This window comes from Acinetobacter sp. MD2(2019) (assembly GCF_035615615.1).
Lineage (GTDB): Bacteria > Pseudomonadota > Gammaproteobacteria > Pseudomonadales > Moraxellaceae > Acinetobacter.
The window spans coordinates 14,498-34,155 of the sequence record NZ_VTDU01000007.1; the positions used below are offsets into that span (position 1 = coordinate 14,498).

Consider the following 19,658-nt stretch of genomic DNA (forward strand, 5'->3'; position numbering starts at 1 on the left):
GGTGTGCGGAAAATTTATGCTGAAAGCGACATTGCATCAACAGATAATTCAGCAGCAGTTAATTTTGGTTTTTCTGCGGTTAAGCCAAGTTTATTAAATAATACTTTGTCGCGACCTTCGCCAGCATTGGGTGTGGTCAGTAATTTTTCACCCGAAAATAAAGAGTTAGCACCGGCCATAAATGCCATGGCTTGGTCATTATCCGACAATGACTCACGGCCTGCAGAAAGACGAATATAGCTTTTTGGCATAATAATTCGTGCTACGGCAATGGTTCGAATCCATTCGGTAACATCGAGTTTTTCAACATTGGCGAGTGGTGTGCCTTCAATTGGAACCAACATGTTAATCGGTACAGATTCAGGGTGAATCGGTAGGGTTGCCAATTCAAACAATAAGCCAATACGGTCTTGCTTTTGTTCACCTAGGCCCACAATGCCGCCACTACATACTTTTAAACCGGCATTACGCACATGGTCTAAAGTGTTTAAGCGGTCGTCAAAGGTACGGGTGCTAATAATATTGTTGTAATATTCGCGCGATGTATCAAGATTATGGTTGTAGTAGTCTAATCCGGCTTCATGTAAGCGTTCCGCTTGCGATTGATTGAGCATGCCAAGCGTCATGCATGTTTCTAAACCTAATGCTTTGACTTCTTTGACCATTTCAAGCACATAAGGCATATCTCGCTCGTGTGGATTACGCCATGCAGCGCCCATGCAAAAGCGTGAAGATCCCGCTTCCTTGGCCTCTTTGGCTTCACTAATCACTTTATCGACCGCAATACGTTTTTCCGCTTCAAGCTTTGAATCGTAACGTGCCGATTGCGAACAATATTTGCAATCTTCAGGGCATTTACCGGTTTTAATGGAAAGTAGCGTGCTGACTTGAATAGAGTTGGCAGGAAAATGCTCACGATGAACGCGCTGAGCTTCAAACACCAAGTCTAAAAAAGGTTGTTCATATAGCTTTTGGATTTCTTCACGAGTCCAGTCGTTTCTCACCTGCATAATCGCCCTATTTTGCATCAAGTTATTTAAAAGATATTAACCTGTTTCATTTAAAATACTAAGGCAAAACTTTCCAAAATTTAATAAATTTTACCATTCGAGTATTTTTAAAGGTGAAAAACTATTTATCAGCAATATTTGTAAATTATTGCTTATAAAACGGCATTTTATTGGCAAGTTTTATTAATAAAAATAAAGTTGATGCAGATGATCTATTTGCTCAGCAATTTAACTTTGCGTTGATGTTGTTGCGAAATCGCCCAGTCAATATGCACATTAACAATCTCATCATGGCGGTTTTTTCCGTGTTCGAGTGCATTTAAAATATCATCAGAAAAGGGCGCATTGCCTAAGCCAATGGCAATATTGCGCTTAAAACTTTGAAAACCTGTACGTCGAATCGGACTGCCTTCGGTACATTTTAAAAAGGTGGTTTCATCCCACTGCCATAAATCCAGTAAAGACAGTTGATCTAAACCATGACGTGGATGAAAGTCATCAATTGTGGTGACTCTTGCAAAGCTATTCCACGGACATATCAGTTGGCAATCATCACATCCAAAAACGCGATTACCAATTCCTTCTCTAAATTCTTCTGGAATAATCCCTTTATATTCAATGGTTAAATAAGCAATGCAGCGCCTTGCATCTAAGACATACGGTTCAACAATGGCTTGAGTTGGACAAATGTTAATACATGCTGTGCATGAGCCACAATGCGCGGTCACAGGGCTATCTTCAGGTAAATCAAGCGAAGTAAATAATTCGCCCAAAACAAAAAAAGAGCCTGATTTTTTTTGGATGAGTAGGGTGTGTTTTCCTGTCCAACCCATGCCGGCACTTTCATGAATGGCTTTTTCAAAAATGGGTGCAGAATCTGCAAACGGGCGTGACTCAAACTCACCCACACGTTCACGAATTTTTTGCGCTAATATTTTTAACCGCCCACGCATGACTTTATGATAATCCCGTCCACGGGCATAACGTGCAATTATCGCGCTGTTGGGTGCAAAGGGAACATAGCGCGGTTGCGGTGGTTCAACCAAATAGTTCATGCGCACACAAATAATACTTTTTGTGCCAGGAACTAATAATTCAGGATTGGCACGTTTATCTAAATTATCTGCCAAATAGTGCATGTCGGCATGGTAGCCTTTATCTAAATAATCCAAAAACCTTGGCATTTCTTTTTCTTGTGAGGTCGGTTTTGCGATCACGCAATCGGCAAACCCTAAATCTAGCGCTTGTTGTTTAATCCACATTTTTAACTGTTGTGGGTCAAATTGCTGAAGTGGTATGGTGGATGACATAACAAAAAATGGAGAATAAACATGCAGGCGAAAGTGTACCATAGTCGTGAAGTTCAAGCATGGGAGCAACGCTGGTTTGCTCAGAATAATAGCGCACTGGGTTTAATGCAGCAGTTTGCATGGCAAAGTTATTTACGCCTGCTCGAGTATTTTTCTAAGCAGCCAAAGCCTGTAACTCGCATTGCGGTTTGGTGTGGTTGTGGCAATAATGCCGCAGATGGTTATTTTGTTGCCGCTTATTTAGCCCAGCATGGCTATGTGGTGGATATTTATGCTGCCACACGTGGCGATTCAGCCGAATTACAACAAGCCTTTAATTGTGCAAAAGATAAAATAACGCAGCTTTATACACATTTTAATGTAGCTGAGCCGTACGATGTACATATAGATGCTTTGTTTGGAATTGGGTTAAATCGAGAATTAAATCTGACTTGGCAAGTGCTTATTCAACAATTTAATCAAGCCCATGGATTAAAAATAAGTTTAGATATTCCAAGTGGTCTAGATGCAAATACAGGGCAAGCATTACCTTGTGCTATTCGGGCTGATCTGACCTTAACCGCGCTGGCATATAAAATGGGGTTGTTTACTGGGCAAGCTAAACAATTTTCGGGGCAAGTTCAGTGTATTTCACTCATCCCAACAGATGCTCAATTAAAATCACTGGCGCAGTTATCTCCAAGTCATATTGAATTACCTGCTTGGCAGGCATTTGAGCATAAAGGTCATCATGGTCATATATTGGTGGTGGGCGGACATGCCGATATGGGCGGTGCGGTTATCATGGCAGCGGAAGCAGCATTTGCTGTTGGGGTGGGTAAGGTGACTGTGGTTTGTCATCCAAATCATCATACTGCAATATTGTCACGTGCCCCGAATGTAATGCTACGCAATATCGAAAATTTGAGCACCGCACAAGTTCATGCCATGTTAGCCAATGCGGATGCCGTTTGTTTTGGGATGGGATTGGGGCGAGATGATTGGTCACAACAAATATTTGATGGTTGGATGCCCGCACTCTCACAACAAACTCATTTAGACGTGCTTTTAGATGCAGATGCACTTTGGTTTTTGGCAGAGCGTTCCATTCAGTTATCCACGAATACCTACTTAACGCCACATTCAGGAGAAGCGGCTCGATTATTGGCATGCAAAAGTGTTGATATTGAGCAAGATCGCGTTGCGGCAATATACGCATTGGCAAATAAATTTTCAGGGCAGTGGGTGCTTAAAGGTTCGGGCAGTTTAAGCTTAGAGCAGCAGCAGCTTTGGGTTTGTACCGCAGGTAATGCGGGCATGGGAACAGCGGGGATGGGTGATACATTAGCAGGCATGATTGTCGGATTAAAAGCCCAATTCCATGAAAAAGTTGCATTACATGAAATTGTTAGCTTGCATGCGCAAGCCGGTGATTTGTTGGCGCAACAGGGAATGCATGGGATTCAAGCATCTCACATGCCACAAGCCATTTACCAAATCATTAATGCGTGTGCAGCATCTGCAAACTAAAGCAATTATCGACGACGGGTACTATAACGGCTACGTCCACGTGCCATGCCACCTAAAGCATTTAGAACCGCCATTTTGCTCATGCTGCCAGAAGCATGCGCGTGGCAAATGGCAGCAGCTAAAGCATCTGTTTGAGGGCAAATGTCGAGTTTAAGTAATTTCACCACCATCATTTGCACTTGTTCTTTTTCTGCTGCGCCGTAACCGCCAACTGATTGCTTATTGCTGAAGTGGCATGGTGGGTGACATAATAAAAAAATGGAGAATAAATATACAGATATGCGTGTCATATAATGCTAAAACCCAAGCACAGAATAGATTAATGTGATAAAAATAGTGGCGTTATAGCAACCGGCACGGGTTATGGTATGACAAAAAAACTCAAGACTTAATCTAAAATTAAAAGGTTTATAGCGCTGTTATGGAAACTCGCGATATCGTTAATGCGCCACAATTAAAGCAAAGTATTTTGTTACGCAGTCAAAAACGCCAAGATCCACCAGAAATCACCCAATGGCTTATTAAGAAATTTTTTGAACATTTAATTAAACATTTTAATCCTGTATTTCATGTGAATTCTGTGGCTGCATGGACGATGTGTCAATTACCGCAGGACATTCCAGCGTGGTTTTTAAGTAAAGTTAATGACCCTGCAAGTACTATGCTTTATATCGATCCTTATCATGAGCAATTACTTGCACTTGAAAAGCCCTTGCTTGAATATTTAAATGCCAAAATGCATAGCACACTCAAGACCAAGTTCATGAAAATGACCTACGCTCAAGTGCTTGAAGCATGGCAAAAAGACCATGATGCAATGAGGCGTAAAATTGCCAAAGGCCATTGGGAGAGTCATGCTCATGCATTTAGCAAAGTACTCTCGGTCGATACTGGTTGCTTTGTTGAGATTACCGCAAATGAAAATTTACTGCGGCAAGAATTGGCTTACGAGTCGCGCTATATGCAACACTGCTTAGGCGAGTTTGAAAACCTGCGTGAATTATCTGGTGGCTACGCTGAATATTATGTTCAAGAAAAGCACAATGGACGATTACGCTATTTCAGCTTACGAGATCCGAATAATAAGCCACACGTTACAATTAGTTTAGAGTGGAATGGTGAAAATTGGTGTATCGAGCAGATTAAGGGTAAACAAAATGATGTTCCGATAGACAAGTATCGCTCTGATGTTTTGCGCTTCCTCAATCACGTACAACCGATCTGCAACCAAAATACAGATTGCTTGAATATGGGCATTCTTTATTGTGCGGATTATCCAATTGAGCTTAGTCAAGATCAGAAGACTACCAATCCTTATGTCATGTTATCTGAAATCGATGACCTAACATTTAAAGAACAATTCCTTTTTAATCACACACATTTAGTCGGATTAGTTGGCGAACAAAGTGTGGTGATGCAACATGGTTTAATTGCCAGTGATCTGAGCCAAGAGATTACAGAACCACTCAATCCTTTTATTGAAACAATTAAAAAATTTACTGAGCAATCGGACGATGAGCCATTTGATTTAAATGCAGTATTACCACTTCAAGGGCCAGTAAGGTCACCTTGGTGGGAACCCTTTTACAAACCCTATGCCAAGCTTGTTTTATTTTTTATGAATACACTTGGAGGCTTAGCATGGCTTGGTTTTATCTTTAAAATTATAGGTCTCTTACTTGGTCTACCTATTCTTATTTTTAGTAAAGTGTTGAAGCCTAAAAAGACGGGAGTTTTAGATTGGGTTATTGTTACAGGCTTATTAATCTATCATCGTAATCATTTATTAGGGGCACTTGAACCGAGCATCACTTGCGAAATTTTTACTCAAAATGAAAAGCGTTTAAAGCAGCATTTAAAAGATATGCTGTATTTTTATACCCATCATGTAGAGCGTCAGCGCCAACAACGCCCAATAGATTTGTTTTTAAAATCTTATTTCTCTTTAGCTTTTTTCTCACCCTACGTGCCTAATCAGGTTGAAAATAACCCAACCACTATTCGTCAAATTTTGGTATTTCATCATATTCAAAAAATCTTTAGCTTGCGGCTTTTGGTTCAATTTGAGGGGCTTGAGGAACAAGTTGCTTGGCAATATATGCTTGCTTCGGCGAAAATTATCCAAGATTGCTGTGAGAGTCGGCAGGATATGGGGCAAAAATATGTGCAAGGGCGTGCGTTATATTTAATTCATCGTTATCGCGATGAGCAAAATTATGATCATGGTGCTCAAGCAGATCTTAATTTAGTTATGAGTTTGAATCTTATTCAATGGGATTCCTTAGCTTGGAATTTAGATCTACAAGTCTCATCTTTGGAGTCACACGCATGATTAAGGCTGAATATTACCACGAAGTACAACGCAAACAAGCAGCGGCACCTGTCGATGACTTGTTTCGACAAGCAAATTACGATGGCCTAGAAACTGAACTTCAACGTCTTTTCTCACAGCGTACGGTACTTGCGCCAAGAGATTGGGAAACGCAGTGGCTTGAATGTTTTGAATGCATTTGTGATCAGAATGCACTTGAAATGAATACCAAAGTATTGGTTCATATTGAGCAATGGCAACATGCTTATCCTGAGAGTTTTTTCCCTGCAATTGTCCGTGCTAAATATTGGCATGTTTGGTTAAGTCATTATCGAGGTCAAAAATGGGCCGAAAGTGTTACTCCTGAAATGTGGCAATGTATTCGTGCTGCACAGCTAGAATTGTTTGCAGCGGCGATTGATGCGTTACATCGAAGTGAACATACATGGTGTGTGGCCTTGTATTTGATGCAGTCGATTGTGATTGCAGATGTCCCTGATTGGTTTAATGCATGGTATTTAAGAGGGCACGTTCCATTACAACTTGAACATCACATTACAAAACCCGCGGCTGCTTTGGCTGCACAAAGTGGACTGTATACTAAAAAAGTGGTTCAGTTATCCAAGACGGTGCCTGAATTTTTAAAACAATATCAAAGGTTTAAGTCGTCGCTTCAAGATATGCCACATCCAGAAGCTGCATTTTGGCTAAAAGTCTATTTAGCCGAATCGGGCTACGGTTTTGCTGCTGCAAAAAATTATTGCTGGTTTCTTTTACCACGTTGGGGATTTGATCATCAGGCGATTTTAAATTTTTCTAAATCTGATTGGTGTGAAGGCTTTAGCGAACTTGAAAAAAGTGAATTGAATTTTGTCATTTGGCACGATCAGCTTGATGTTTATTTTGACGCAGAAGATCGGTATGAAATTGAACAACATATTCAAAAAGCTCAAGATATTCTCAAGCGGCCATTAAACCCGAATAATCGTGCAAATGTATTACTCAAATTAAGTTATTTTTATGACTTACTCGATTCATCTGATCCGAACATTCAACAATGCTTAGAGCAGGCTACAGCTCATGGCAATTTTAGTCACGCTGATATTAATCGAGCAATCCGTTATTGGAAAGATTATAGTCAGCATCATACGTTTTTAGGAAAAATTGCTCAGCAACATCGTGAATCTTTAGCCTCAGCCGCAATTCTTTATGGCTTCCTGACCGAGCATGGTTTTAGCGGCGTTGAAAAACATGTGGCAGTGGCACAGTCTTGGTATGAGCATGCTTATGAACTTGAATCGCCAGACTCCTTTTCATCCAATGATTCTTGTTTTTATCAAGATGTAACTGCGCCGTTTCAGAATAAAGAAGAGATTGGCTTGGTGATTAAAGTGTTACGTGCAGGTGCTGACTTAGGGTATTGCTCGTGTAATTTTTCTGTTTCTTATTGGCATTCGGTCGAAGATGCTTCTGTTTATGACCCCAAAGCAGAACTGTATTACTGCCAAAGAGCAGTAGAGCAAGGCCATGTAGTTGCCATGAATAATATGGCCATACATTATTTTAATTTAGCGGTAGATGAGGATGAAACACAGCCTGAAACCTATCTTAAAGAAGCCTATCAATATTTTGAACGTACGCGCAAAATTATTCAGACTTTCAATGATCAACATGATTATAGCTACGACTACTTAGCAGATGACATTGTGCAACGCTACTGCGAGAAGTATTATATTTTTAGCTTTGACCCTGAAATTACCCAAGCGCTAATTACGCTGCTAACCCCACTTGCCGAACAACGGCATTATGCGGCAATGTGCGCTTTGGCTGATTTATATTCTGACCCGAATCGGCAACATAGTTATAACTATGTCAAAGCTGTCAAATGGTGTTTGGCCGCTTATTATCAAGACAGCCAAACTGAAAAAATGCAGCAATTATTTGCACGGTTACATGCCAACAAAAAAAGTAAGCAACAATTCGAAGCCGTTGAAAGAACGCTGAGTGCCCGTAAGATTCCTGGCCGACAAGATGTGTTTTGGTAACTAAAATAATTGTTTAATGGCGAAACAGATAAAAGGGAGTTGGATAATTTTATTATAAAATATCAGTGTCATTGTTGTAATACAAAAAAAGCCGAACATTGAAACGAATAGGTTTTCATGTTCGGCCATAATATTACAAATAAGCGCACATCGGGCCTGTAATACATTTAGCTTGAATTTACGTGAGTGATTAACGCCGCCGTGTACTATAACGGCTACGTCCACGTGCCATGCCACCTAAAGCATTCAGAACCGCCATTTTACTCATGCTGCCAGATGCGTGTGCATGACAAATGGCTGCAGCTAAAGCATCGGCTGCATCTGCTTGAGGGCAAATGTCGAGTTTAAGTAATTTCACCACCATCATTTGCACTTGTTCTTTTTCTGCTGCGCCATAGCCCACAACCGATTGCTTAATTTGGCGTGCAGTATATTCAGCGACTTGTAAATCTAAGTTGACCAAAGCGGCAATGGCTGCACCACGCGCTTGTCCAAGTTTTAAGGCTGAATCGGGGTTTTGTGCCATAAACACTTGTTCAACTGCTGCTTCTGTTGGGCCATGAAATTTTACAATTCGTTCGATGCCTGCAAAAATGCGTTTTAATCGTTCAGGCATGTCTTGGCTCTCGGTACGAATCGTTCCTGCATCGACAAAACGTAAAAGATTACCTTGTTTTTCAATAATTCCGTAACCGGTAAGGCGAGAACCTGGGTCGATCCCAATAATAAGTGACATAACAAACAACTTGTAAAAATTAAATTTTGGTTAGTATAGGGGGTCTGGCTTTGTTGCACAAAACTGTTCTTAAAGAAGCTGACTACAAAAACGTGGGCGATTCACAATTAGTTAGTAATTCGTTAGATCAAATTAAGTTATTAGGCGATAAACTATGCGCGAGAAATTTTGAAAGTCTGGTCAATGAAACTCATGCATGTATAGCCATGTTAAATAAATTTATAGAATTAGGCCGACCTCAAACCCAAGTTATCACTTAAGTTTGGTAAATCTAAGACAATTATGGAATTTTTATTGTTATGCAATAAATCCATTTTGGAATTTTTAAAAATAAATTTTGTAAGATTTTTATTGTTAAATTACTTATTTGAAGAAGGTTCTATTCCTACCATTATTTTTTGCTATATATAGAGCCTGATCTGATTTGTTAAAAAAATCTACATATTCTTTCGTTTTAAAATATTCTAAATAGCTTAGGCCGATACTTACTGTAATACTTAAAGGTTTTTTGTTGGAAATGATATAAGGGTTTTTTTCAATATTAGTTCGAATATTTTCTGCTAATTGCATCGTATCTTTTTTGGTGGTGTTTCTGTATAAAATCATAAATTCTTCACCCCCATAACGACAAAAAAAAGTATTTTCAGGTAGTGTGTCTGATATTATTTTACAGGTGTGTCTAATGATGTTATCACCAATATCATGCCCATATGTGTCGTTAATTTTTTTAAAAAAATCAATATCTATAATAAGTAGCGCGCACTTTTCTATCTTATCTTCTTTATTAATTAATTCAAGAAAACCACGCCGATTAAAAATATTTGTTAAATAATCTTTTTGTGAGCTTAATTTAAATTTTTTAATTAAATATCGCTGATTTTTAACTAAGATATTAATAATGATCGGTACTAATGTGGCCAAGGTTGTTCCAATTTGCAAGCTTACTCTCTGATCAAGCTCAAACGGAAATTTGGAAAGGTTTGGAATTTTTTCTAGAAATACAAGACCATAGTAATATTGGGTTCCAAAAGAAATGACGATTAAAAGAGATAAAATCGTCATTGGGTAACTGAGAGCACACCAAATAATAGCAGGCAAAATAAAGGCAATAGAAGCAATGCCAGTGAATTTTATTGCTACTATCGTTGAGAAAGTAAGTAAAACTAACGGTTTTAAATTTTCTATTTTATATTCAAATTGTTTTTTATGGATGGCGGATATAATACTGTAAAAAAATATAATAAAGATAGAATAATTAAGACACTCTCCAGTAAACCAATATAAATAAAATAAAATATCTTTATTTTGAAAATCCTCTACCATGAATGGCTGTGCAAAAATAAAAGCATAACCTGAGCATAGCATTGCACCAAACATAAGAATTATATAAAAGCAAGGTATTTCATCTATACTCAAAATACTGCTTATATAAATTGAAATTAAATTAGTAATGGTAAGGTGTAATATTAATAAAGGAGATTCTGAAGTAAGTATCCAGTCTGCAAAGAAAAATCCAACAAAGAGCCCTGGAAAAAGTATAATAATTTTCTTGATGTTACCAATGAAAATAAAATAACTAATGAAAAAAGCATTCGGTAACCAAATGGATGCGAAAAAATTTAAAGGGCGAGAAAGAATACTAATACTGGCAAGGAGAAAAACAACTAAAGCTACTAAGCATATTTTTAAAAAACTTTTAAGTAAAGTTGTTTTGATTAAAAACATATATCCTCTGTCATTTATATCTACTCATCATGAATAGAATGCTTTTGTTAAACCTTATTGTTTGTTACCAGAGATCGTTTGTATCATCCTCTTTATTAAGGTGAATAAAATGGTTTGTCTCAGGTATTGAATAAATAGAAGGTCTATAAGCGAGTCTAAGTACATTTTACAAGAATTATACGATTATAAAAATGTTGTTTTTAAAAAATATTTAATCTTTTCTGTAGCCACCTTTCATAAATACTTCACACATAAATTTCAGCTAGCCCTAGCAAATATAAGTTATAGCCACATCTAAAAAGTTTGCTACATTTCATTAAAGGGACTATCCAATGTTTCCTGTACCGTTTTAGCGTCTTGGCTGACTCGTGTTGAGTTCTCGGAATTGTATGAACTAGAGCGAATGGTAAAATTGGGTTTGGCAATTGAATTTTACTAGTTCGCTATTTTTTTGAAGAAAAAATGTCAATAGACCCCAATACATCCAACGATATGTGTATAAAAAATGATAAATTCAGCCAATACACCTTTAAAAGCTTTAAAATGCCCTTATTAATCTTTTTATGTGTAATTGTTTGCTAGAATAAAAGTTATACATATCATTTTAAATTAAAGGATAGATGATTTTTCATGAATGTCGTATTAATGGTTGTCATAGGCGCAATACTTGAAATTGCTGTATGGATTGGCGTGGCTCAATTCATTAGTGGATGGTATGTGTTTTTCTGGTTTATTCTTGCTGCCGTGATTGGTTTTAAACTATTGCGTTCAAGTACAGCAACCATTATGCCGCAATTGCAACAGATGCAAATGACTGGACAATTGTCGGCAGATAAAACAGTAACACAGAAAATTGCTTTGGCGATTGCAGGTATTTTACTGATTATCCCAGGTTTAATTTCAGATGTGATTGCGGTGTTAATTTTATTGCCACCAGTGCAAAAAATGGTTGTTGCTGCACTCATGTCGGCTTTGGCAAAACGTCAACAAGCGATGATGGGTAAAATGATGGGCGGCATGGGAATGGGTGGCGCAAATTTTGGCGGTCAAAATCCATTTGAAGACCTCATGCGCCAAATGCAAGGGCAACAAACCAGTGCCAACGATTCAGACATTATTGAAGGTGAAGCACGAGAAGTTAAACCGAACCATAAAAAAATTGAACTGAAAGATGTAAAGAAAAACTAAAACTCACAGACGCGGCATAAAAAACAGAATCTTTTAAGGTTCTGTTTTTTTTTGTTATTGATTTATAAGATGAATTTTATCAAGCTTGAAAATCAGATTCGCTATTTTTTGATGTACTTCAACTAAACTCTGTATACAATAGATTCTCTATTTTTATTCATAAATTACAGTGTCGATTCTGCATGAATGCCTTCGGTTTAGCAAAATTAAATAAAATTTCATATTTTCCACAAATCACTTTAATTCTAATTACCATTATTTGGGGCGGCACATTTTTGGTGGTGCAACATGCTGTCACGGTAAGCACTCCTATGTTTTTTGTGGGCTTTCGTTTTGCAACCGCGGCTTTGGCGGTAGGGCTTATTTCTATCTCAGCATTAGTCAAAATGACATGGAAAGACCTTGTTGCAGGAAGTGTAATTGGAATAGCGATTGCAGCAGGATATGGTGCACAAACTGTGGGTTTACAAACGATTTCTAGTAGTGAATCTGCTTTTTTAACTGCTTTATATGTTCCAATGGTGCCGCTATTACAATTCATCTTATTTCGTAAGATGCTAAAACCTATGGCGTGGTTAGGTGTTTTATGTGCATTTATTGGCTTAATTTTACTCACGGGAAATGGTTGGCATCGTATTTCTTTTAATTTTGGACAATTGGTGACTCTGTTTGGGGCAATTGCCATTGCACTTGAAATTTTACTAATTAGCTTTTTTTCAAATACGGTAAACGTAAAATGTGTCACGGTGATTCAATTGGCTGTGGCATCATTGGTTGCTTTTATCAGCATGCCTGCTGTTGGTGAAAACAGCATTCCGCCTATGAGTTGGACATTAATTTTCTCTGCGGTGGGTTTGGGCTTAGCCAGTGCGTTAATTCAATTGACTATGAACTGGGCACAGCGTTCTGTTGAGCCGGCTCAAGCGGCCATTATTTACGCTGGAGAACCTGTTTGGGCTGGGCTCTTTGGGCGACTTGCAGGGGAGCGACTCGGCATAGCTGCATTATTGGGTGGATTATTTGTGGTGTTGGGCGTTGTTGTGAGTGAGCTAAAATGGAAACCGAAGCAACAGGTACTCAATTCAGATAAAACCTAAGCTTTATTTTCTACGTATTAAATAGCAAAAAGCGAAGCACAGGGCTTCGCTTTTTTATTGTATTTTAGACTTAAATTTTTGCAATTAGGTCGTGAATGTTTTTAGCTTGTTCTGCGGCATTACCAGTATAAGTTGCAGGCGTTAATTCAGCTAAGCGCGCACGTTCATCACTTGGAACTTGTGCAAGTTCATCACCATTTACAAAGTTCACCATCATTTCACGGGTCATTGCTTGGCCGCGCGTCAGTGCTTTAAGTTTTTCATATGGTTTTTCGATGTTGTAACGACGCATCACGGTTTGAATTGGCTCTGCAAGCACTTCTTGTGATTGATCTAAATCGTCAAGTAAACGCGCTGCATTTAATTCAAGTTTGCCTACGCCTTTTAAGCATGCTTCAAAAGCAATTAAACTTTGTGCAAAACCTACACCCATGTTACGTAAAACGGTTGAGTCGGTTAAGTCACGCTGCCAGCGAGAAATTGGCAGTTTTTCACCAAGGTGTGCAAGTACAGCATTTGCAATCCCTAAGTTACCTTCAGAATTTTCAAAGTCAATTGGGTTCACTTTATGTGGCATGGTAGATGAACCAACTTCGCCATCTTTTAAACGCTGTTTGAAATAACCTAAAGAGATATAACCCCAAACGTCTCGGTTAAAGTCAATTAAAATAGTATTAAAACGACGTAACGCATCAAAGAGTTCCGCCATGTAGTCATGTGGTTCAATTTGAGTGGTGTATGGATTGAAGCTTAAACCTAAAGATTCAACAAAAGCTTGCGCATGAGCCGCCCAATCAATGCTTGGATAAGCAGAAAGGTGAGCATTATAGTTACCCACTGCACCGTTAATTTTGCCCAACAATTCTACATTTTTAAATTGCTTCACTTGGCGTGCAAGGCGATACGCCACGTTTGCCATTTCTTTACCCAAAGTGGTTGGGCTGGCAGTTTGACCATGCGTACGCGACAACATTGGTTGTTCAGCATGTGTACTTGCCAAGGCTGAAATTTCTGCCACAATTTGCTGCATATTGCTCAGCAAGACTTCACGACCATTTTTAAGCATTAACGCATGCGACAAGTTGTTAATGTCTTCTGAAGTACAAGCAAAGTGAATAAATTCACCGGCATTTTTAAGTTCATCAATGTGGGCAATTTTTTCTTTTAAGAAGTATTCAACTGCTTTTACATCGTGGTTGGTGGTACGTTCAATTTCTTTAATGCGTAAAGCATCATCTTCAGAAAATGTATCTACAATGGCATCTAATGCTTGATTGGTCGCATCGCTAAACGCTGGAATTTCTAAAATTTCAGGATGTTTTGCAAGGGCTTGTAACCAGCGAACTTCAACTGTTACACGGGCGTGAATTAAGCCAAACTCAGACAAATACGGGCGAAGAGCATCACATTTACTCGCATAGCGTCCATCTAATGGAGAAAGTGCAGTTAAAGCGTTCATAAAGTTTCCTTCAATAGGGTGCAAAACACCTAAAACAAAACCGATTTACAGTTCACTAATTTGATATTGCAGACGCGCAATGGACTGAACATCGTGTAGAAGTTTACGTTTACCAAAAATAAGTTGTATGGAGCTACCTTGCATTTGTCGCCAAAGATGCGCCATTTGTAGCCCAGTAAAAAGAGAAGCTCGAATACGATTGGTGTGTTGAGAATCTTTAAATGCTTCTGCATTGCCTCTTACTAAAATACGCGGATTAATTTTTCCTGCCGTATCGACATAGGTTTGTGCCAAATTGGCCAAGATACTCGGATGTAGATAATTTTGATCGAAAAAAGAAAGTTGTTTTAAAATTTTCTGTTGAGATTGTTCAATAATTTTAACGAATTCAGGGTTGCGGTAGACTTTCTTTTCTAAATGCAGCAGTGCCACAGCATAATTCATGGGTAATTTAGCGGCGCTGAGCTTGGGAATTTTACTTTTCGGTAAGGGACTAAACGGTTGAATAATATTTTGTTCTAATGTTTTTAGCCCGAGGGATAAATCGTTCAGTTGATTAAAAAAATCGAGGGTTTTGCAGTCGTTGTGTTGAATGGGGCGAATATTTAAGCTGGCTTTAATCAGGTGTTCAAAATAAAAATTGCCGCTTTCACCAATACTGTTTAAACCTTTCATCGCGGTCATATGGGTTAGCTGGGTGGCTTGAAACACTCCAGCTAACGCCAATACGCGATTCTGTCGCACAGTGAGAAGTTGAGGCTGTTGAAAGGGAAGGTCAACCATGCCTGAATATTCCTACAAAAAAGCAGGTTTAGGGGCATTGGTATGATGAATCACACCTCCACCTAAACAGTTGTCATCAATATAAAACACAACGCTTTGCCCCGGAGTTACAGCACGTTGCGCTTCGTCAAACTCAACGCGCACCCCATTTTCTGAGATGTCATCGCGGAAAATTGTACACGCTTGGTCAGGCTGACGATAGCGGGTTTTTGCAGTACAGCGTAAGCCGTCGCTAGGAATGTTTTGTTCGCCGGCCACCCAATCAATGCTATTGCTCCATAATTGTGTGCTCAGCATTAAAGGATGTTCATGCCCTTGGCCAACCACTAAGCGATTGCCTTCAATATCTTTATGCAATACAAACCATGCGCCTTCTTCGGCATGGCGTAAACCGCCTAAACCAATACCACCGCGCTGGCCCAAGGTATAATACATTAAACCGTGATGTTCTCCGACTTCTTGGCCATTATCCAGTACAATTTTACCCGGTTGAGCAGGCAAGTATTGTTTTAGAAAGTCATTAAAACGGCGTTCGCCAATAAAACAAATGCCAGTTGAATCTTTTTTCTTTGCCGTTGCAAGTTCAAGTTCGGCTGCAATTCGGCGGACTTCTGGTTTTTCAATTTCACCCACGGGGAATAAGGTTTTATTAATTTCACGCCCATGAACAGCATGCAGGAAATAACTTTGGTCTTTATTTTGATCTAAACCACGCAATAACGGTGCGTAGGTTTCACCTTTACTGTTGGTCTGAGTTGCACCACGGCGGGTATAGTGACCTGTAGCAATAAAATCTGCGCCCAGTGTTAACGCATGGTCGATAAACGCACGGAATTTAATTTCTTTATTGCATAAAATATCTGGGTTTGGTGTACGACCTGCTGCATATTCTGCTAAAAAATGCTCGAAGACACGATCCCAATATTCCATTGCAAAATTTGCGGTGTGCAGTTTAATGCCTAATTTATCTGCAACCGCTTGCGCATCTGCAAGGTCTGTCATTGCAGTGCAATATTCCGTTCCGTCATCTTCTTCCCAATTTTTCATGAAAAGCCCTTCAACTTGATAACCTTGTTGAAGGAGTAATGCCGCAGAAACAGAAGAATCTACACCACCAGACATACCGACGATGACACGTTGTTGCATAAAATTAAGCGTCCAATTGTGAAATAGGTTTAGGAGAAAAAGGGTGTTCGTAAATAGCAGACAATGGGAACTTTTGTCCATGCATTGCATCTTGTACTGCTTTAATCACCAGAGGGCTTCGTGCACGGGCCGAGAGTTGTAATTCATCTAAACTCATCCACACGGCTTGAATAATGTCTTGGTCTAATTGTGCATGTGTGTTTTCTTGAACGAGGTGCGCCAAGAAACAAAACCGAAAATAGGTTCGGTTGGGAAACATGGGCGGGGTATAGGTGTATATCCCTAAAAAATGGTCTATTTCGATGTCGTGACCAGTTTCTTCTTTGGTTTCGCGAATTGCGGCTTCAATTAGTGTTTCGTCTGCTTCGACATGACCTGCGGGCTGATTAAAAACAGGATAATCTACACCATCTGAATATTCTTCAACAAACAGAAATTTACCCTCTTTTTCAACTACAGTTGCAACAGTAACGTGTGCTGTCCAAGCAGTCATAAAAAAGCACCAAAGGCATTAAAAAAACGTATTTTACGAAATTTATGCCTTTGATGCTATGTTTGATTGTCAAAACAATAACAATCAGAGATATTTTTTAAAATAATTTGCTAAAAAATTGTTTAACGTAGTCAATCATGCGTGAGAAGAAGCCAGCTTCATCAACCGCTTTTAACGCAACAACTGGTTTTTCAGCAATGACTTTACCATCTAAGGTTGCTACAAGTTTACCAATCACTTGACCTTTTTTAAGTGGTGCATTCACTTCAGGCGAAACTTGTAATTGGGTTTTAATGTCGCTTGCTTGGCCTTTTGGCATGGTCACGTTAAAGTCTTCTGCTAAACCTGCGGGTACTTCATCATCTTGACCAAACCAAACGCGCACATTTTTTAAAGCTTGATTAGATGGCTGTACTTTCACCGTTTCGTAGTTTGCATATCCCCATGCCAATAACGCACGTGTTTGGTTTGCGCGTTCATTCACGCTTGGCGTACCAAAAATCACGGAAATTAAGCGCATAGGACCACGTTTACTCGACGTAGTTAAGCAATAACCCGCTTCTTCGGTGTGGCCTGTTTTTAAACCATCTACACTTGGGTCTGTATATAACAGTGGGTTACGGTTGCCTTGCTTAATGTTGTTAAAGGCAAAAGAGCGTTCTGAATAAATTGGGTAGTATTTGGCACTGTCATGAATAATATGTTGTGCTAAAACAGCCATATCTTTTGCAGTTGAATAATGACCTTCTGCCGGTAAGCCCGTTGCATTTATAAAGTGGGTATTTGTCATGCCAAGACGTTTTGCTTCTTGGTTCATGGTGTAGGCAAAAGTACCTTCATTGCCTGAGATATGTTCCGCCATGGCTTTAGATGCATCATTACCTGACTGGATAATAATACCGCGTAACATTTCTAGAACAGTGGCTGTGCCATTTAAAGGAACATACATACAAGATTCAGTACTACTGCCACGACACCATGCAGACTCATTCATACGGACTTTTTCACCTTCGGTGAGTTGTCCTTGTAATAGTTTCTGTTCAATGATGTAACTGGTCATCATTTTCGTCATTGACGCAGGGGCAAGTTTCTCATTTTCATTTTTTGCCGCAAGAATTTGACCTGTTTCGTAATCCATCAACACGTAGGATTTGTTATTTAAGTCCGGTGGCGAAGATAAGACAGTTGCTGCGTAAGAAAAAGAAGGTAAAAGTAAGAGGGCAGCAAAGGTGCTTTTTCGGCTCATTCGTGATATTCCAGTCGATTTTAGAGGCGTGTAAGGTCTAGCATTGTAGGGTAAAGAAAAGTTGACCGCTAGGGCGACATCAACTTAAATTCTACCCGTATTGTAACTAAATTAAGGCTTTTTGGTGTTGCTGAGCGTTGAAATTTCCTGACAAATTTCTTTATTTTGTTCATCACCCGCTTTTTTAGCATCTTGTTCAGCTTCAGTTAAATATTTCTTAAAAGATTTGTCTTTGGCGATTTTTTCTAAAGCTTGTACTGGGTTTTGAACGTCAGGCAGATTTTCTTTAACTAACGATGTATAGCCGTCTTTAAAATTTTGATTTTTAAACCCGTAACCATTGCATAATTTCGACAGCACATAAATCGCTGCCAATTCTTCCGATGTTACCGAGTTGTGGTCGGGCGTAACTTCAATATTTTCTGTTTCTGCAGATTTGTTGCTTGATGTTTTTTCAGGTTGCGCCTGCGCATAAGACATACATAAAATTGTTGTGCTACACAAACCTAGAATAAATTTTTTAATCAATCGATTCATAAGAATAAAACTAAATAAAATTATGACAAAAGATTACCCTTTTTTTTGAAGAATAGCAGTAGGAAACTGTTATCAAGATGTAGTCATTGATACAAATTCTCTCAAAAATGTGCCATTTGCCGTTAAAACAAGGCAGATAAAACCGATTGGGTGCTTACATAAAGGCCGAGGCTTGTGCTAAAAAGAAACCACCTAATGAAATGAATAAAATAAAGTTTTAACTATGAATATATTAGTTGCCAACGATGATGGTGTTTTCGCCCCCGGCATTCAAGCCCTTGCCAACGCATTAAAACCACTCGGCCGTGTAATTGTTGTTGCACCCGAAGCTGAGCGTAGCGGTTTTTCAAGTGCTTTAACTTTGGATCGTCCATTGCGTCCGGTTCAAATTATGCCCGATGTTTGGTCGGTAAATGGCACACCTGCAGATTGTGTTTATTTGGCTTTAAATGGTCTATTCGATATACAGTTTGACTTGGTGGTGAGTGGGATTAATAGTGGCGCCAATTTAGGCGATGATGTTTTGTACTCTGGTACCGTTGGTGCAGCATTTGAGGGTCGATTGATGCGTTATCCGTCTATTGCTGTGTCTTTGGTTGGGTCTGATGTGCGTCAATATCAATCGGCAGAGAATTATCAAGCTGCCGCACAGTGGGTGCATGACTTTATTGCTCAAGGCTTACCTCAAATTCCAGAGCGACATATTTTAAATATTAATATTCCAGATATTGCTCAATTAAACGGAGCGATGGTGACTTATCAAGGGCAACGCCGGCAGTCTAAACCGATTTCTAGTCATGTCGATCCGCGTGGACATCAGGTGTTTTGGATTGGTTTATCTGGCGAAGCGGTGTCTGAACCTCAAAAACAGCAACAAGGTTTGCAATCTGACTTTTATGCGATTAATCACGGGTTTGTCAGTATTACCCCGATTCAGATGGATGCGACAAACTACGAGGTTTTAGACCAATTGCACCAACAGCTTGGCATAACGAGTTAATATAATGTTGCACAATGTAGCAACTTTGTGAAGAAAAGCCACATTCAAAATTCTTTAAGAAAT

The 19,658-nt window shown here is 39.1% G+C and carries 16 protein-coding genes and 2 pseudogenes; 7 read left to right on the forward strand and 11 right to left on the reverse strand.

Annotated features, from left to right (window positions below; genetic code table 11):
* Positions 1-14: 14 nt before the first annotated feature.
* Positions 15-1,010: a biotin synthase BioB gene (bioB, locus tag I2F62_RS05340; RefSeq protein ID WP_324625992.1), complete on the reverse strand. Its 996-nt coding sequence runs from the start codon at positions 1,008-1,010 to the stop codon at positions 15-17.
* Between the two features lie 212 nt (positions 1,011-1,222).
* A complete protein-coding gene (gene queG / locus I2F62_RS05345) occupies positions 1,223-2,320 on the reverse strand; it encodes a tRNA epoxyqueuosine(34) reductase QueG (RefSeq protein WP_324625993.1) in 1,098 nt (365 codons plus the stop codon).
* A 21-nt stretch (positions 2,321-2,341) separates the two neighbouring features.
* Here queG and I2F62_RS05350 point away from each other — a divergent pair, with 21 nt between their 5' ends.
* Positions 2,342-3,829: an NAD(P)H-hydrate dehydratase gene (locus I2F62_RS05350; protein ID WP_324625994.1), complete on the forward strand. Its 1,488-nt coding sequence runs from the start codon at positions 2,342-2,344 to the stop codon at positions 3,827-3,829.
* Positions 3,830-3,834: 5 nt separating this feature from the next.
* On the opposite strand, the pseudogene I2F62_RS05355 reads toward I2F62_RS05350, so the two are convergent.
* Positions 3,835-4,050: pseudogene (locus I2F62_RS05355) on the reverse strand (crossover junction endodeoxyribonuclease RuvC); the annotation flags it as partial.
* A 200-nt stretch (positions 4,051-4,250) separates the two neighbouring features.
* Between I2F62_RS05355 and I2F62_RS05360 the strand changes: the two are divergent.
* Positions 4,251-6,161, forward strand: coding sequence for a cytoplasmic protein (locus tag I2F62_RS05360; RefSeq protein ID WP_324625995.1), 1,911 nt, complete (start codon positions 4,251-4,253; stop codon positions 6,159-6,161).
* Positions 6,158-8,185 (forward strand): DUF4034 domain-containing protein, encoded by a 2,028-nt coding sequence (locus tag I2F62_RS05365; RefSeq protein WP_324625996.1) that lies wholly within the window; start codon positions 6,158-6,160, stop codon positions 8,183-8,185. Before I2F62_RS05360 ends, I2F62_RS05365 begins: the two co-directional genes overlap by 4 nt.
* A 190-nt stretch (positions 8,186-8,375) precedes the next feature.
* Here I2F62_RS05365 and ruvC read toward each other — a convergent pair whose 3' ends face one another.
* On the reverse strand, positions 8,376-8,921 hold the full coding sequence (gene ruvC, locus I2F62_RS05370) for a crossover junction endodeoxyribonuclease RuvC (RefSeq protein ID WP_324625997.1): 546 nt from the start codon (positions 8,919-8,921) through the stop codon (positions 8,376-8,378).
* 128 nt (positions 8,922-9,049) lie between these two features.
* On the opposite strand from ruvC, the pseudogene I2F62_RS05375 reads away from it, so the two are divergent.
* Positions 9,050-9,181, forward strand: a pseudogene (locus tag I2F62_RS05375) (IS5/IS1182 family transposase); the annotation flags it as partial.
* Between the two features lie 103 nt (positions 9,182-9,284).
* Here I2F62_RS05375 and I2F62_RS05380 read toward each other — a convergent pair.
* Entirely contained in the window at positions 9,285-10,646 is a 1,362-nt protein-coding gene (locus tag I2F62_RS05380) for a GGDEF domain-containing protein (RefSeq protein WP_324625998.1), read from the reverse strand.
* A 630-nt stretch (positions 10,647-11,276) separates the two neighbouring features.
* Here I2F62_RS05380 and I2F62_RS05385 point away from each other — a divergent pair.
* Together I2F62_RS05385 and I2F62_RS05390 are read left to right on the forward strand one after the other, a co-directional pair.
* Positions 11,277-11,834, forward strand: a complete 558-nt coding sequence (locus I2F62_RS05385) for an FxsA family protein (protein ID WP_324625999.1) — start codon at positions 11,277-11,279, stop codon at positions 11,832-11,834.
* Between the two features lie 182 nt (positions 11,835-12,016).
* Complete coding sequence (locus I2F62_RS05390; protein ID WP_324626000.1) at positions 12,017-12,931, forward strand: DMT family transporter; 915 nt, start codon at positions 12,017-12,019, stop codon at positions 12,929-12,931.
* A gap of 70 nt (positions 12,932-13,001) precedes the next feature.
* Here the strand turns inward: I2F62_RS05390 and purB are convergent, their stop codons facing one another.
* The 6 genes from purB to I2F62_RS05420 all read right to left on the reverse strand — a co-directional run bounded on the left by purB (position 13,002) and on the right by I2F62_RS05420 (position 18,595).
* Positions 13,002-14,390, reverse strand: a complete 1,389-nt coding sequence (gene purB, locus I2F62_RS05395; protein WP_324626001.1) for an adenylosuccinate lyase — start codon at positions 14,388-14,390, stop codon at positions 13,002-13,004.
* A gap of 45 nt (positions 14,391-14,435) precedes the next feature.
* Entirely contained in the window at positions 14,436-15,173 is a 738-nt protein-coding gene (gene hflD, locus I2F62_RS05400) for a high frequency lysogenization protein HflD (protein ID WP_324626002.1), read from the reverse strand.
* Between the two features lie 12 nt (positions 15,174-15,185).
* Positions 15,186-16,319, reverse strand: coding sequence for a tRNA 2-thiouridine(34) synthase MnmA (gene mnmA / locus I2F62_RS05405; protein WP_324626003.1), 1,134 nt, complete (start codon positions 16,317-16,319; stop codon positions 15,186-15,188).
* Between the two features lie 4 nt (positions 16,320-16,323).
* Complete coding sequence (locus I2F62_RS05410; protein WP_324626004.1) at positions 16,324-16,812, reverse strand: NUDIX hydrolase; 489 nt, start codon at positions 16,810-16,812, stop codon at positions 16,324-16,326.
* Positions 16,813-16,909: 97 nt separating this feature from the next.
* The gene (dacC, locus tag I2F62_RS05415; protein ID WP_324626005.1) at positions 16,910-18,058 is read right to left on the reverse strand and encodes a D-alanyl-D-alanine carboxypeptidase PBP5/6; all 1,149 of its coding nucleotides are present in this window, start codon (positions 18,056-18,058) and stop codon (positions 16,910-16,912) included.
* A 111-nt stretch (positions 18,059-18,169) separates the two neighbouring features.
* Positions 18,170-18,595, reverse strand: coding sequence for an MCR_0457 family protein (locus I2F62_RS05420; RefSeq protein ID WP_324626006.1), 426 nt, complete (start codon positions 18,593-18,595; stop codon positions 18,170-18,172).
* Positions 18,596-18,818: 223 nt separating this feature from the next.
* Here I2F62_RS05420 and surE point away from each other — a divergent pair, with 223 nt between their 5' ends.
* The gene (gene surE, locus I2F62_RS05425; RefSeq protein WP_324626007.1) at positions 18,819-19,595 is read left to right on the forward strand and encodes a 5'/3'-nucleotidase SurE; all 777 of its coding nucleotides are present in this window, start codon (positions 18,819-18,821) and stop codon (positions 19,593-19,595) included.
* Positions 19,596-19,658: the final 63 nt, after the last annotated feature.

Coding starts and splice junctions, on each gene's coding strand:
- bioB (WP_324625992.1), bottom strand. CDS start 1,010: ATGCAGGTGAGAAACGACTGGACTCGTGAAGAAATCCAAAAGCTATAT.
- queG (WP_324625993.1), bottom strand. CDS start 2,320: ATGTCATCCACCATACCACTTCAGCAATTTGACCCACAACAGTTAAAA.
- I2F62_RS05350 (WP_324625994.1), top strand. CDS start 2,342: ATGCAGGCGAAAGTGTACCATAGTCGTGAAGTTCAAGCATGGGAGCAA.
- I2F62_RS05360 (WP_324625995.1), top strand. CDS start 4,251: ATGGAAACTCGCGATATCGTTAATGCGCCACAATTAAAGCAAAGTATT.
- I2F62_RS05365 (WP_324625996.1), top strand. CDS start 6,158: ATGATTAAGGCTGAATATTACCACGAAGTACAACGCAAACAAGCAGCG.
- ruvC (WP_324625997.1), bottom strand. CDS start 8,921: ATGTCACTTATTATTGGGATCGACCCAGGTTCTCGCCTTACCGGTTAC.
- I2F62_RS05380 (WP_324625998.1), bottom strand. CDS start 10,646: ATGTTTTTAATCAAAACAACTTTACTTAAAAGTTTTTTAAAAATATGC.
- I2F62_RS05385 (WP_324625999.1), top strand. CDS start 11,277: ATGAATGTCGTATTAATGGTTGTCATAGGCGCAATACTTGAAATTGCT.
- I2F62_RS05390 (WP_324626000.1), top strand. CDS start 12,017: ATGAATGCCTTCGGTTTAGCAAAATTAAATAAAATTTCATATTTTCCA.
- purB (WP_324626001.1), bottom strand. CDS start 14,390: ATGAACGCTTTAACTGCACTTTCTCCATTAGATGGACGCTATGCGAGT.
- hflD (WP_324626002.1), bottom strand. CDS start 15,173: ATGGTTGACCTTCCCTTTCAACAGCCTCAACTTCTCACTGTGCGACAG.
- mnmA (WP_324626003.1), bottom strand. CDS start 16,319: ATGCAACAACGTGTCATCGTCGGTATGTCTGGTGGTGTAGATTCTTCT.
- I2F62_RS05410 (WP_324626004.1), bottom strand. CDS start 16,812: ATGACTGCTTGGACAGCACACGTTACTGTTGCAACTGTAGTTGAAAAA.
- dacC (WP_324626005.1), bottom strand. CDS start 18,058: ATGAGCCGAAAAAGCACCTTTGCTGCCCTCTTACTTTTACCTTCTTTT.
- I2F62_RS05420 (WP_324626006.1), bottom strand. CDS start 18,595: ATGAATCGATTGATTAAAAAATTTATTCTAGGTTTGTGTAGCACAACA.
- surE (WP_324626007.1), top strand. CDS start 18,819: ATGAATATATTAGTTGCCAACGATGATGGTGTTTTCGCCCCCGGCATT.